This is a genomic window from Paraburkholderia ginsengiterrae, from assembly GCF_001645125.1.
In the GTDB taxonomy this organism is placed as follows: Bacteria; Pseudomonadota; Gammaproteobacteria; order Burkholderiales; family Burkholderiaceae; genus Paraburkholderia; species Paraburkholderia ginsengiterrae.
In genome coordinates this window covers 1-13,761 of sequence record NZ_LXKA01000333.1, presented here as the reverse complement: position 1 = coordinate 13,761, position 13,761 = coordinate 1, and the positions used below count along the sequence as shown (strand labels likewise).

Here is a 13,761-nt window from a genome sequence, read left to right as displayed (position 1 = left end):
CGACCCTATGCAAAACTTCATCAAGCTAGCCGCGCTCGTAGTCATCGCCGCAATTGGCGCCTTCACTATCCGCGCGCTGTACATTACGGCATCGAGCCCGCACGTGGCACAGCACACGTCGATGGTGCACGTGCGCGCCGCAGCCGACGATTTGCCCGACGGACTGCTGCTGCGCGACGTCGACCTCGTATGGAAAACGATGCCGCGCGAACAGGTCCCGGCAGGCGCGCTCATCGAAGAGCCCGCGAACAGCAGCGACGGAAAAGACCTCAAAGGCGATCTGCTGCGGCACGCGGTACGTGCGGGGACGCCGCTCGGCGTTGCCGACGTGATTTTGCCGAGCGCCCCAGGATTTCTTGCAGCTGCGCTCAAGCCTGGCATGCGCGCGATCTCGGTTGCCGTTGACGACGTGTCGGGCAATGCAGGGCTCATTCAGCCCGGCGATTACGTCGATATCCTGTTGACCCAGCAGATGCGTAACGAACCAGGCGCCCAGGTCGATCCCGCGCGCGCGGTCGAATCGGAAACGGTCGCCGAACGTGTGCGCGTGCTCGCGGTTGGGACAGCGTTTCGTCGTCCGAAGGATGACGACAGCGCGTCGGGCACCAATGCCACGCCCGCGACTGCTCGTACCGTGACGATCGAAGTCACGCCGGCAAGCGCAGAGTCGATCACGGTGGCGGCTCACCTCGGCACGCTCTCGCTTGCACTGCGCAGTTTTGCCACGCGTGAACGGCACACGCCGGATGTCGAGGATGTCGCCATGACGCGCGCACGTCCCGTGTGGGCTGGCGATGTCTCGCACGCATTGCGCGCGGTGAGCGCACCGGCAGTGCCGCACTCGGTGAAAACAGCCGGGCCGGCGCCGCATGTCGTCATCTACCGTGGCTCGAAGGTCGAGCAGTCAGACGGCGAATTGCCCGGCGGCCCACCGACGAGCGCGACAGGCGCGCCGGGCGTGCCGCCGCTGCCCACCGGCATGCCGCCCGCCGCGCCCCCCATCTCCGCAGGATCATAGGACGACACATGTTCAGCCTTAGACACGGCAAGCTGTTTTCGCGCTGCGCACGGTGTTGCGCAGGCGGCCGTCCTGCAGTCACCGGCGTTGGCGCGGTGCTGCTTGTCATCGCCGCGCTTTGCGGCCCCGTAGCGGGGGCGGCAACGGCGAGCGAGCCTGCCGAAGTGCTGTCGGTTGCGGCAGGCAGTGGCACGTTGATCCAACTGCCGCAGGCCGCCGTTGCCGTCTTCGTGGCCGACCCCAGCGTTGCCGATGTCCATGTGCCGACGCCGCGTTCGGTTTTCGTGCTCGGCAAGAAGTCCGGCACGACGACACTCTTTGCACTCGGGCCGAACAATCGGGAAATTCTGCGCAAGACGATCAGTGTGTCGACGGATACGGCTTCGATTCAACGTCTTATCGACGCGCGCTTCCCCAAACTCGCGGTCACCGTGTCGGGTGCGCCCGGCTCGTTGATGGTAACGGGCGCGGTACCGAGCGCGGCGGATGCCGATGCCATTGTGCAAACGCTGCAGCCGTATCTGCACGCCAACGAGCAGCTCGTGAACCGCCTCTCGATCGCGCACCCGATCCAGGTGCTGCTGCGCGTGCGCATCACCGAAGTGGATCGCAACATTACGCAGCAGCTCGGCATCAACTGGAATGCTCTTGGCGCGAACGGCAACTTCTTCGGCGGCCTGTTCAACGGACGGGCAATTTTCGACGCGACGACCAATCTGTTCAACCTTCAGTCCGGTGGTGTGTACTCGGTAGTGGGCGGATTCAAGGCCGGCCGCACGACGATCGAAGGCGTGCTCGATGCGCTCGATCAGGAAGGTTTGCTGACGATGCTGGCCGAACCGAATCTGACGGCGATGTCCGGTCAGTCCGCGAGCTTCCTCGCAGGCGGCGAGCTGCCAATCCCCGTGCCCCAGAGCGGCACGACGAGCACGATCACGATCGATTACAAACCCTACGGCGTCGCGCTGAACTTCACCCCGACCGTGCTCGCCGACAACCGTATCAGCCTCACTGTGCGGCCTGAAGTCAGCCAGATCGATCCGAGCAACAGCATCACGCTGAACTCGATCGTGGTGCCGGCGCTGACCGTGCGCCGCATGGAAACCACCGTCGAGCTGTCGGGCGGCCAGAGCTTCGCGATCGGCGGACTCCTGCAGAGCTCGACGAGCGACGTGCTCTCCGAGCTTCCCGGCCTTGGCCAGTTGCCCATTCTCGGCAAGCTGTTCTCGTCGAAGAAATACCAGAACAACAAGTCGGAGCTCGTCGTTATCGTGACACCGTACATTGTCGGGCCGACAGGGCCGGGCCGGCTGCGCGGCGCGCTGGACGATGTCATCACCCCCAGCAGCGACGTCGAATATGCGGTGCGCCAGTCGCTTTCGATCGACCCGCTTGTGGGCAATTCGCCCCGCCTGATTGGCGCCGCGGGCTTCGTCTATTGATATGGAGACCACAATGAATCCCCGGCTCTCCCTCATTGCCACGATACTCGCCGGTGTGGCTTGCGTCGGCCTTACGTCGTGCTCGCATCCGCCGCTCGGTATGCCCGATGCGTCCGTGATCGGCTTTACGCCCGGCGACGGCGGACACGCGATGCCGCCGGACTGCGGAACGCTCACGCAGCGCTCCAGCATGCGCGATGCCGGATTCAGGCGGCCTGGCGTGGCGTTCGGCTGTGCGACCTACTCGAATCTGGCCGCGATGCTCGCGCGGCCGGCCGACCTCGTGGCGCCGCTGCCCTATGCGGGCGCGGACGCGCCGCTCGCCGCGAGTGCGGTGCGGCGCTACGAGGAAGACCGGGCGAAACCGCTGAACTCTGACTATTCGAGTTCTTCGTCATCTTCGTCGAACTCGGCGGCGCCCTCGTCGCCGGGATCGCACTAACGGAGATTGCACACATGGGCGTTTTCGAATCGAACATCCTCAAACGCCGGGCGCAACCGTCCGGCGCCGAAAAACTTATTGCGGTTGTCTCCGAAGCCCAAAGCATCGAGGTCATCAAGAGCGTCGTTGTCGATCAGGGCATCGCAACTTCGTACGTCACGCTCGGTTCGCTCGACGATGCGATCGGGATCATGACTTCACTGAAGGAATCGCCACGCCACCTGATTGTCGATGTGACGGGGTCGGCCATGCCGATTTCCGATCTGGAGCGCCTCGCCGAAGTCGTCGACCCTTCCGTCGCTGTCATCGTCATTGGCGAGCGCAACGATGTCGGGCTCTTTCGCAGCCTGCTGCACGCCGGCGTGCAGGACTATCTCGTCAAGCCGCTCACCGCGGAACTCGTCCGGCGCGCGCTGACGGCCAGCGACGGCGGTACCTCGGCGCGCATGGGCAAGGTGCTCTCATTCGTTGGCGCGCGAGGCGGCGTCGGCGTCACGACGATCGCCACGGCGCTCGCTTCTCATCTTGCCGACAAAACGCGGCGCCGGATTGCTTATATCGATCTCGACCCGTACGGTGGCGCGGCCGCCTCGATGCTCGGCGTCGCCGCCAACAACGGGCTCATCGAATTGCTGCAGAACCCGCAGCGGCTCGACCAGCAATTGATCAATCAGGCTTTCGTTGCCCAGAGCGACCGTCTTCTCGTGCTTGCGGCGGAACTCCCGTACAACCAGGAGTTCGCCTTGCGTTCGGGCGCGCTGAGCGAGCTTGTCACGATGCTCAAGCATCACTTCCACTACATCATGCTCGATCTGCCTGGGCGTGCGGGCAGGCTCGTCGAGGAAGCCCTCGATGCCAGTTCGACGATCCACGTCGTTGCGGATTTCTCCGTGCATTCGGCGCGCGAGGCCGCGCGGCTTTGCCGTTTCGCACAAACCCTCGACGCCGCGCCCGCCATCACGGTGCTGCTCAACGAAGCACGGCAGCCCGTGTCCGGGCGCGTTCGCGAGGACGATTTCATCAGCGCGCTCGCACGCGGGTCCGTGCATTCGCTGCCCTACGAGCCGCAGAGCCTTGCCCTCGCTGAAAACCTCGGTGAAGCAGGAACGCTTGCCCACGCCAATCGCTCGCCGTTCGCAGCGGCCATCGTGTCGCTGGCCGACGCGATCACGGGCAGCGAAACGGCAGTGGCCCGCGAGCCGTGGTACCAACGCCTGTTGCCCACGCGGAGAGCGAGCTGATGTTCGGCCGGCGCAATCCTCTCTCGACCGATACGTCGCTCGCCGATCACGACGAGCCTCGGGGATCCGGGGCCGTCGCTGGTTCCGCGGCGGACGAGCCGGAAGCGGGCAGGCGCGAGGCGCCGCTGGCCTCGTCGAGCGCGGCATCCGCAGCCGCGAGTCACTCGGCGGCGGACCGCAATGAGGCGCTGATTCGCTCCGAGACGTTCAAGGCGATTCGGTCGGCCGTCTTTGCGTCGATGAATATGTCGGCGGCGCTCATGATGTCGCGCAGCGAGGTACGCACGGGCATCGAGCTGGTCGCAGCGGAGACGACCATCCGCGAGCGTTTGTCGCTGACACTGGCCGAGCAGACGCTCGTGGTCGACGAGATTCTCAACGACATGTTCGGCATCGGGCCGATCGAGCCGCTGCTCGCCGACGAGCGCGTGACCGATATCCTCGTCAACGGTCCGGACCAGGTCTACGTCGAGCGCGGCGGCCGCCTCGAACTGACGTCGCTCAAGTTTCGCGACAACGCGCACGTCATCAACGTGGCGCAACGCATCGCGGCAGCGGTCGGGCGGCGCGTCGACGAAAGCAGCCCGATGGTCGATGCGCGTCTTGCCGACGGCAGCCGCGTGAACGTCGTGCTGCCGCCGATCGCTTTGCGCGGCGCCTCGATCTCGATCCGCAAGTTCGCCAAACGCAACATCACACTCGGCCGGATGGCGCAGCAAGGCAATATCTCCACTCAGATGGTGGACGTACTGCGCATCGCCACCGCGTCCCGCCTGAACGTCGTCATTTCCGGCGGCACGGGCTCCGGCAAAACGACACTGCTCAATGCGCTGTCCCGCTTTATCGACGAAACCGAACGCGTCGTCACGATCGAGGACGCCGCCGAGCTGCAACTGCAACAGCCGCATGTCGTCAGTCTCGAGACGCGCTCTGAAAACAGCGAAGGCCTTGGCGGAATCTCTCAACGGGATCTCGTTCGCAACGCGCTGCGTATGCGCCCCGACCGGCTGATCCTTGGCGAGACGCGCGGCACGGAAGCATTCGACGTCCTGCAGGCAATGAATACGGGCCACGACGGATCGATGACGACGGTCCACGCGAATACGCCGCGCGATGCAATCACGCGGCTCGAGAGCATGGTGATGATGGCCAATGGCAATTTGCCGCTGATGTCGATCCGGCGGCAGATTGCCAGCGCCGTCCATCTGATCGTGCAGATCGAACGCATGCGCGACGGCGTGCGGCGGGTAACCCATGTGACCGAGATCGTGGGCATGGAGGGCGACGTCGTCATCACGCAGGATCTGTTCACGTTCCGCTACAACGGAACCGCTTACGAAGAGCAGGTGCGCGGCACATTCGAATGTTCGTCCCTGCGGCCAGTGTTCGCCGTGCGCGCGGCCTACTTTGGCCTCGAAGAGGCACTGCTCACGGCGATGCAATCATGAGACCCGCGGACGTCATCGGCTTCGGCGCCTTCTTCGCCTTCGTGGTCGCGGGGCTCATCGTGCACGCGCTGCGCGGCATCGCACGCCAACAAGCGGGCACACGCATTCGCGCACGTGTGGCCGGGGTGCGCGACGAAAGCAAGGCCGCCCTCGCCGAGCGCGACGCGAGTCTTCAGGAGCAACTGCTGCACCCCAAGCGCCGCCTCGCGGACCAGGACGCAATCTTCGCCGTCATCACGGGCTGGCACGAACGCGTACGCACGGTCAGCGGCCCGGGCGGTGTTCGCGCGATCTACCTCATCGCTTTGGCTTCATTCATTGCATCGATAATCGGCACAGCGTTCGCTCCTGTGGGGGCCTTGCTGCGCGTGCTCGCCTGCATCGCCATCCCCGTTCTCCTCGTGCGTTGGGCCTACCACTGGCAGATCGCGCGTTTCAGGAACCGCTTCCTCGCCGTCTTTCCCGATACGATCGACCTCATCATTCGTGCGGTGCGTGCCGGTATTCCCGTTGTGCAGGCGATCTGCGTCGCCGGGGTGGAAAGCGAGGAGCCGGTGCGCACGACGTTCCGCGCGATGGGCGATGCACTGCTCGTGGGCGCCGACCTGAAGGAGGTGCTCGAGCAGGCAGCGGCCCGCCTGCGGCTCGCCGACTTCTCGTTCTTTTCGGTCTGTCTGGTCCTGCAGCGCGAGACGGGCGGCAATCTCGGCGATACGCTCGAAAACCTCGCGGGCATTGTGCGCATGCGGCGCGACATCCGCGCAAAGAGCAAGGCGCTCACGGCGGAAGGGCGGCTCGCCAGCAAGATGATCGCAGCCGTTCCGTTCGCGCTCATGGGCTTTATCTATATCGCCAACCGGCCCTATCTCGACACGCTCACGCATACCCGGGCCGGACACAAGATCCTCACCCTCGCGGCCGTGCTGCTCACGATCGGGCTGTGGTCGATCAACAAGATTTCGAACCTGGACACCTCGCGATGATGAACGCCGACTTCTGGCGCAATGCCGCCTTGCTCGTCCTGCTCGCGGGCTTCACGCTGTGGCTGGTCTTGCGCGACACGAGCCACCGCGCACGCATTGCCCAGCGTACACGGCAAACCGTGGCCCGCGTGGGCGTTGACAACAGCGCCATGGCCGACGCCACGAAGCGCATGCCGCAGCGCTTCGCCCAACGGATCGCCGCGCTTGGCGAGCGGCTGCCTGTCGTGCAGGCCGAAGACCGTGCCAAAGTGGCGATGCGCCTTGCCAGCGCGGGGTTTCGCGACCGGCGCGCGATCGCCGTCATGTCCGGGCTCAAGATCGTCGTGGGAGCCTGTCTCGCGCTCGGCGCCATCGCCCTCGGCGGACATCTGCCCAAGGTCGGCCAGAACTTTACGATTCGTGCGCTGCTGATGGCGGGCGCGTTCGTTGTCGGCATGATGTTGCCGGAATATGCGCTCGCCTTCTTCATCCGGCATCGTCGCAGTGCGATTGCCGCCGCGCTGCCGGATGCGCTCGACCTGCTGGTCGTCTGCACCAACGCAGGCAATAGTCTCGTCGTTGCCATCAAGCGCGTGGCGCGCGAGTTGCGCGTGATCTGCCCGCCGCTTGCCGATGAGTTCACTGTGACTGCGGACGAACTCAGTATCGGCAGCGACACTGCGCAGGCACTCAATGCGATGTCGGCCCGGGTCGGCCTGTCCACGATGCGCGCACTGGTGACCACACTGGTGCAGTCGCAGAAGTACGGCACGCCGATCACGCAATCGCTGCGCACGCTGTCGCGTACCGAGCGGGCCATGCAAATGGTCGCGCTCGAGGAAAAGGCCGCGAAGCTCGCACCGAAGATGACGATGCCGATGATGTTCTTCATCATGCCGACCGTCTCGCTTATCGCAGCAGGGCCGGCCGTCATTCGACTCCTCGCGGTATTTCGAGGCCATTGAGCGCTGCAAGGATTCTGGAGCTTAAATTGAACTCATTTCATCCGTTGCTCGCGCGCAAGACCGTTGCCGCGCTGCTGGCACCGCTGGCCGCCGCGTTGCTCGCCACCGGATGCGCGAGCAATCACTTCGTGACGCCACAACCTGCCGCCGCCACCCATCTGCCCGATGCGCAGGCCGACATGCATGTGGCTGAAAGCGCCCTTGAAGCCGGCGATACGCAGCTTGCCATGTCGCTCTTCGAAAAGGCGCTGAAGACCGACCCGCAATCGAACGCCGCGCAGCTTGGCCTCGGCGATGCGATGTATCAAAGTGGCGATCTCGCGCGCGCGGGCGTGCTCTACGGGCGGGTTGCAGCCATAGCGCCCGACGATGCGCGCGCCATGCTCGGGCTCGCACGCGTCGCGCTGCGCCAGCGACGGCTCGACGAAGCCGAGAAGCGCTACCGCGAACTCGTCGCGTCCCACCCGGACCACGCCGTGGCGGCGGAAGGGCTTGGCACCACGCTGGACCTCGAGGGTAAGCACGCGCAAGCGCAGACGGTCTATCGGGCCGCCTTGCAGCGTCACCCCGAGGTCGCGGGGCTCAAGGCCGATCTCGGCTTGTCGCTCATTCTGGCGGGCGATGTGCGCGCAGGCGCCAATGTGCTGCTGGATATCGCCGGCTTGCCTGACGCGCCGCCGCAGGCTCGCGCAAACCTCGCGCTGGCGTACGGCTTGCTCGGCAACAGCGAGGCGGCGAGGCGCATCCTCGTGACCGACATGCCGGCCGAATCGGCGGACGACAATCTGCGCTTCTACCGGCAACTGCGCGAGCGTCTCGGCACTTCCGGGCGCGATGCAGGCAGCGCGGGCCTTGTCGGCGCTACGGGTGCCGCAGGCGTGGCGGGCGTGGCTGAAACACAGCCGGTATCCGCGGCCAGCGCCGCGACCAGCGGAGTAATCCAATGAAAGGGCGCGGGCGCGCCGGCTCCGGTGCCCGCGCTCACGCGCGCGGCAGCGTTTCGCTCGAGTTCGCGCTGGTCACGCCGTTCCTGCTGATGGTGCTGTTCGGCATCGTCGACGTGAGCATGGTGCTGTGCGACAAGGCCGTGATCACGAATGCCGCGGGGGAAGCAGCGCGCCAGGGCGTCGTGCTGCGCGTGCCGTCCTATACGCAAACCCAGATCCAGAATGTTGCGCTTGCCTATACGAACCACGGTCTGGTGACGAGCGGCACGGCCACGCCTCCCACCGTGACCGTGACGCCAACGGGCGGCTGCGCAGCGGCCGGCAGCAGCAATCCGCTGCAGGTGAACATCAGCTACACCTACAACGGTGTGGTGCTCGGCTCGGCATTCAGCGTGATAACGGGGCCCATTACGGTGAAGGCCGTAGCGGTGAAAAACTGTGAATAAGCGAACGCGTTCCGGCCAGGCCACCGCGGCGATGCTTGGCCACCCGTCTGTGCGGCGCGACGGGCGCCCGCGCCTGTGCGGGCGTGCGCGATCGCAAGAGCGCGGTACGGTAACACTATGGTTCCTGTTGACGTTCACGGCGTTGCTGATGATCGGGGCATTTGCGATCGATCTGCCGCGCGTCTTCACGGTCGGCGGCGAATTGCAAAACGGCGCCGATGCGGCGGCGCTCGCTGGCGCCGGAGCGCTTTCGCAAGGCAGCGCGAGCGGACCGAACTGGGCGGGCGCAGCATCGTCCGCAACGGCGGCCATTGCGTTGAATACGTCGGACGGCACCAAGCTTTCGAGCGGAACCGTCTCGGCGGGGTATTGGGACGTCGCCGCGTCGTCGCCCACGCTGATCGCGCCGGGCAACGTTACGCTGCCGGCGCCGGCGGGCCACTTGCTGGAACCCGCGGTACAGGTGACGATTTCCCGCAATGCCACGAGCAACGGCGGCCTCGTGCACCTGCTGCTCGGCACGCTGCTCGGCATGCCGACAACGCCCGAAACCGCCACGGCGGTGGCGGTCATCGCGCCGCCTTCCTCGGTGCCTGCCGGTGGGCTATTTCCCATGGTGATGGATCAATGCGTGTACAACCAATACTGGGACTTGACGAAGAATGCGCCCAAGGTTGACGCGACAGGTACACCTAAAGAGTTCACGATCGGCAACGGCCCGCAATATGGCGCTACATGCGAGGCGGGGCAATGGACATCGTTCCTCGTGGTCGCCAACGACACGCCGACTGTCGTCAATCTGATCGATAACGGCAATCCGACACCGCTCTCGATCGGCGACAACATCTACATCGAACCGGGTGTCAAGGCGGCCGTCTACAAGAGCATTCCGCAGGGCACCACCGTCGTCATGCCAGTCAGCACGCAAATCTTGAACAAGACATACGTGCCGATCATCGCCTTTGCCGCTTTTCATATCGACACCGCGGACCAGGGCGGGAAGACCATCACGGGGCACTTCGTAGCCGGCTACACGATACCGACCCAGGGCACGGGCGTCTCGACGACGAACTATGGTGCGTATGTCGCACCGCGTCTTGGGTTCTGAGCGGAAGTCCGTTCACGCCCCCCCGCAATCCTCCTCCGCAATCCACCCTAGTCCAACCGGACGATGCCCGCCCGCGCCGAATCGCCGTCAATGACGGTATGAACCGGCAAACGGCGCAGCCTCAATTCAGGCGCGCCGTATTGCGGCAAAGAACGCCATGTGGCCGACATCGAGGCCGCGGGCATGCACAGGGACGGAGACACGCGTGAAGCGGGAGGGTTGCAAATGAAATCCAGAGTTCAGCGCGACGGGCTGATTGCCGCATTGCTGGTGGCGATCGGGGTGATCGGCGTATCCATGCGGCAGCTGTACGAGTGCGCGTGGAACGACGAGTTTCCGGGGATGGTGTGCACAGCGGGTTCGTCGTTGTCGCTGTTTCTGGGGATTACCGGCATAGCCGCGCTAGCCGGACGCATCTGGGCGCGCCGCTCGGGCGCCGACGAGCAATGCTTCACCTTCCTCGGCGCGGTGGGCGGCGCGGCGGTGGTGATCGCGATGGTCGTCAGCGGTTTCTAGCGGTTTCTAGCCGGCACGCAGCGGTGCCGGCCGTCGGGCGTGACCGCGCGGGCAAAGGCGCGAATCACGCAACACTGATGCAACGCTTACACAACGCTCACGCAACGACGGCCGGATGCGCCTGCCACGGCCCGCCCAACGCCTCACGATGCGACGGCGGTTGCCGTCCATCGACATCGGTAATGCCGTACTCGTGCGCCAGCTCCGCGCCGACCAGCACCATTCCCGACTTCTGCGTCCGCATCGGGTCCCGGTACAGCGCATCGATCAGACGGCCGGTGAATTGCGGCGTTTCCGCCAGTTCACTGAACCCCGCATACTGCTCGGGATGCGCGGCGATCACACGCGCGGTGCGCTCGGTTTGCAGCATGCCCATCCAGATCGACACGGCAGTCACGCCAAACGGTTTCAGATCGACTGCCATATCTTTGGCGAATTTATCGACGCCCACCTTCTGCGCACCGTAAGCCGCGCCATGCATATAACAGCTCGCCCCGAACGACGACGTGAAAGCGATCAGCCCGTCGCCTTGTGCGGCCATCATCCGGGCGGCGTGCCAGCTCGCCACGTAGCCGGAACGCAAACCGACCTCGAGTATGTCGACGAGATCGAGCGGTTTCTCCCAGAAGGGCGCGGGGCGGATCAGTTCGTCGTGCAGCGTGGTCGCGTTATTGACGAGGATGTCCAGGCGTCCGCTGGTCTCGCGAATATGCGCGAAAACGTCCGCGACCTGCCGGTCGTCGGCGTGATCGCAGGTGAGGGCGATGCCTTTGCCGCCCAGCCGGTCGATTTCGATCGCTGTCGCGTGGACCGTGCCGGGCAAGGGCGCGTCGCCTTCGCGTTGCGTGCGTCCGGTCACGTAGACGGTGGCGCCGGTTGCCGCGAGCGCGAGGGCGATGCCTTTGCCGGCGCCGCGCGAGGCGCCGGTGACTAGCGCAACGTAGGGTTGTTTCCGTGTTGTTGTCATCGTTGATTTACCGGGAAGTAGCCTGGAGTGCGGGCGCCGCGGCCCTGGCGCTTGCCTGTGCAGGCGCGGCGGGATGACGGGATGCGGGCTTGAGAGGCGCAACGTCGAACGCATGCGGATTGTCGAGATCCGCTTCGCCGAGCGGAATGAACGCCATGATTTCCAGTTCATGACCCGACAGGGCGGGCAGTCTGAACGGACTCGACAATACGTTCAATCGGCGCACGCCGAGATCGCGCAAGATCTGCGAGCCGATGCCGGAGAGGCGGCCGTCCTTGCGCGTGACTGCGCTGTTGCCGCTACGTGCACGTGCCGGTTCGGCGTGCATGTCGCAATCGAGCAGCACCGCCACGCCGCATCCGGCCACGTCGATTTTTTGCAGCGCTGCGTGCAGCGGCCACGAATGCGCGGAAGGTTCGGCATCGAGCAGATCAAGCAGCGAGAAACACTCGTGCATGCGCGTCAGCACGGGCACATCGGGCTGGGGTTCGCCGCGCACCAGCGCGAGATGCGCGGAGCCGCGCACGGTATCGCGATACTGAATGGCGTGAAACGGTCCCCACGGCGTATGCAGCGGCCGCTCGCCAACACGCTCGACGAGCGATTCGTTGACGCTGCGATAGTGGATCAGATCGGCGATGGTGCCGATCTTCAGCCCGTGGCGTTCGGCGAATTCGACGAGTTGCGGCAGGCGCGCCATGGTGCCGTCGTCGTTCATGATTTCGCAGATCACCGCCGCGGGCGTCAAGCCGGCCAGCGCGGTGAGATCGCAACCGGCTTCGGTGTGTCCGGCGCGCACCAGCACGCCGCCAGGGCGCGCCGCGATCGGGAACACGTGGCCCGGCTGCACCAGATGCTCGGCGCGCACGTCGGCGTGAATTGCGGTGCGGATCGTATGCGCGCGGTCGGCCGCGGAGATGCCGGTGGTGACGCCTTGCGCGGCTTCGATGCTGACGGTGAACGCGGTCCCGTATTGCGTGCCGTTCTGCTGCGCCATGGGTGTGAGGTTCAGGCGCTCGCAGTGCGCGGCGGAGAGCGTGAGGCACACGAGGCCGCGCCCAAAGCGCGCCATGAAATTGATCGCTTCGGGCGTGACGTGATCGGCGGCGATCAGCAGATCGCCTTCGTTCTCACGGTCTTCCTCGTCGACCAGAATGATCATGCGGCCGGCTTTCAGTTCGGCGACGATCTCGTCGGTGGAGGCCAGTTTCATCGGTGGATTCCGTGCTGTGTGTAGAAGGGCGAACGGCGTCAGCGCGCGCCGGAGCCGAAAACGGGCTGACGTTTGCCGAAGAACGCGTCGATGCCTTCGCGGAAATCGTCGCCGGCGGAGCAGTGCAGGAAACTGCGCTGCTCCGCATACAGATGCTCGCCGAAGCTGCGCTGCGGCGCGTGCAGCAACAGGTCCTTGGTCTGCGCGAACGCATCCGGCGCCAGCGCGCCGATCCGTTGCAGCAGCGAGCGCGTTTGCGCCGCGAGTTCGTCGTCGGCCACGACCCAGTTGACGAGGCCGGCGCGCAGCGCTTCGTCCGCGGTATGCCGCTCGCCCAGATACAGCCACTGCGCGGCCTGCTTGGCGCCGAGCGCGCGCGGCAGCGTATAGGTGGCGCCGCCGTCGGGCGAGGTGCCGATGCGTCCGTACGCCGACGTGAAGGTGGCGCGTTGCGCGGCGATCGCGAGATCGCAGGCCGCGACGAGGCTCAGGCCGAAGCCCGCCACCGCGCCGTTGACGCTGGCAATCACCGGCTTGCGCGAGCGCGTGATGGTTTCGACCACGGTTTGCGCAAGCCGCACAAGGTTGCCGATCGTACGCTCGCGTATCACCGGTTTCGTGTCGAGGGCGGCGCGCATGGTCTGCAAATCGCCGCCCGCCATGAAGGCGTTGCCGGTGCCGGTCAGCACAATGGCGCGGATTTCGTCGTGGTGCGCGAGGCGCGCGAGCTTGGCGTTCAGCTCGACGGCCATTGCTTCGTTCAGGGCGTTGAATGCTTCGGGGCGGTCGAACGTGAGCGTCGCGATGCCCTCTTCGGCCGCGCGGCGGATCCATGCAGTCATGTCAGGTCGGTTTAACTGAGTCCGAAACATTCGACATGCAGCGCCTCATGCCACGCACGCGCTGCGGTCGTGACTACGTGGTCGGCCGCGCCGCCTACACCGAGCACGCTGGCGACACCCTTGCTCTCGCCCTTCCACCGCACCTGGGTCGTCAGTCCCCCGGCTTCCCACCGCCGTTCGCCGTTGTGCTCGGCTCCGTCGACC

The 13,761-nt window shown here is 65.5% G+C and carries 14 protein-coding genes and 1 pseudogene; 11 read left to right on the top strand and 4 right to left on the bottom strand.

Annotated features, from left to right (window positions below; genetic code table 11):
* Nucleotides 1–7 precede the first annotated feature (7 nt).
* The 11 genes from cpaB to A6V37_RS25395 all read left to right on the top strand — a co-directional run bounded on the left by cpaB (nt 8) and on the right by A6V37_RS25395 (nt 10,535).
* A complete protein-coding gene (cpaB, locus tag A6V37_RS25445) occupies nt 8–1,018 on the top strand; it encodes a Flp pilus assembly protein CpaB (RefSeq protein ID WP_064271683.1) in 1,011 nt (336 codons plus the stop codon).
* Nucleotides 1,019–1,026: 8 nt separating this feature from the next.
* Nucleotides 1,027–2,460 (top strand): type II and III secretion system protein family protein, encoded by a 1,434-nt coding sequence (locus tag A6V37_RS25440; protein ID WP_082902901.1) that lies wholly within the window; start codon nt 1,027–1,029, stop codon nt 2,458–2,460.
* Between the two features lie 13 nt (nt 2,461–2,473).
* Nucleotides 2,474–2,902, top strand: coding sequence for a CpaD family pilus assembly lipoprotein (locus A6V37_RS25435; RefSeq protein ID WP_064286442.1), 429 nt, complete (start codon nt 2,474–2,476; stop codon nt 2,900–2,902).
* Between the two features lie 14 nt (nt 2,903–2,916).
* Nucleotides 2,917–4,143, top strand: a complete 1,227-nt coding sequence (locus A6V37_RS25430) for a CpaE/TadZ family protein (RefSeq protein WP_064271681.1) — start codon at nt 2,917–2,919, stop codon at nt 4,141–4,143.
* Entirely contained in the window at nt 4,143–5,591 is a 1,449-nt protein-coding gene (locus tag A6V37_RS25425) for a TadA family conjugal transfer-associated ATPase (protein ID WP_075643559.1), read from the top strand. The genes A6V37_RS25430 and A6V37_RS25425 overlap by 1 nt, the downstream gene beginning before the upstream one ends.
* Nucleotides 5,588–6,574, top strand: coding sequence for a type II secretion system F family protein (locus A6V37_RS25420; RefSeq protein WP_064271680.1), 987 nt, complete (start codon nt 5,588–5,590; stop codon nt 6,572–6,574). The genes A6V37_RS25425 and A6V37_RS25420 overlap by 4 nt, the downstream gene beginning before the upstream one ends.
* Nucleotides 6,571–7,518, top strand: coding sequence for a type II secretion system F family protein (locus tag A6V37_RS25415; RefSeq protein ID WP_082902900.1), 948 nt, complete (start codon nt 6,571–6,573; stop codon nt 7,516–7,518). The genes A6V37_RS25420 and A6V37_RS25415 overlap by 4 nt, the downstream gene beginning before the upstream one ends.
* 26 nt (nt 7,519–7,544) lie before the next feature.
* Nucleotides 7,545–8,465 carry a tetratricopeptide repeat protein gene (locus A6V37_RS25410; protein ID WP_244174053.1) on the top strand — a complete coding sequence of 307 codons (921 nt, stop codon included), beginning with the start codon at nt 7,545–7,547 and terminating at the stop codon, nt 8,463–8,465.
* The gene (locus tag A6V37_RS25405; protein ID WP_064271679.1) at nt 8,462–8,911 is read left to right on the top strand and encodes a TadE/TadG family type IV pilus assembly protein; all 450 of its coding nucleotides are present in this window, start codon (nt 8,462–8,464) and stop codon (nt 8,909–8,911) included. Before A6V37_RS25410 ends, A6V37_RS25405 begins: the two co-directional genes overlap by 4 nt.
* A gap of 31 nt (nt 8,912–8,942) precedes the next feature.
* Nucleotides 8,943–10,019: a TadG family pilus assembly protein gene (locus A6V37_RS25400; RefSeq protein ID WP_064271678.1), complete on the top strand. Its 1,077-nt coding sequence runs from the start codon at nt 8,943–8,945 to the stop codon at nt 10,017–10,019.
* A 225-nt stretch (nt 10,020–10,244) separates the two neighbouring features.
* Nucleotides 10,245–10,535 carry a hypothetical protein gene (locus tag A6V37_RS25395; protein WP_064271677.1) on the top strand — a complete coding sequence of 97 codons (291 nt, stop codon included), beginning with the start codon at nt 10,245–10,247 and terminating at the stop codon, nt 10,533–10,535.
* Between the two features lie 97 nt (nt 10,536–10,632).
* Here A6V37_RS25395 and A6V37_RS25390 read toward each other — a convergent pair whose 3' ends face one another.
* The 4 genes and pseudogenes from A6V37_RS25390 to A6V37_RS41515 all read right to left on the bottom strand — a co-directional run.
* Nucleotides 10,633–11,502 (bottom strand): SDR family NAD(P)-dependent oxidoreductase, encoded by an 870-nt coding sequence (locus A6V37_RS25390; protein WP_064271676.1) that lies wholly within the window; start codon nt 11,500–11,502, stop codon nt 10,633–10,635.
* A gap of 7 nt (nt 11,503–11,509) precedes the next feature.
* Nucleotides 11,510–12,715: a bifunctional 3,4-dihydroxy-2-butanone-4-phosphate synthase/GTP cyclohydrolase II gene (gene ribBA / locus A6V37_RS25385; protein ID WP_082902899.1), complete on the bottom strand. Its 1,206-nt coding sequence runs from the start codon at nt 12,713–12,715 to the stop codon at nt 11,510–11,512.
* Nucleotides 12,716–12,753: 38 nt separating this feature from the next.
* Nucleotides 12,754–13,557: an enoyl-CoA hydratase/isomerase family protein gene (locus A6V37_RS25380; protein ID WP_064286441.1), complete on the bottom strand. Its 804-nt coding sequence runs from the start codon at nt 13,555–13,557 to the stop codon at nt 12,754–12,756.
* Nucleotides 13,558–13,568: 11 nt separating this feature from the next.
* A pseudogene (locus A6V37_RS41515) lies at nt 13,569–13,761 on the bottom strand (hypothetical protein); the annotation flags it as partial.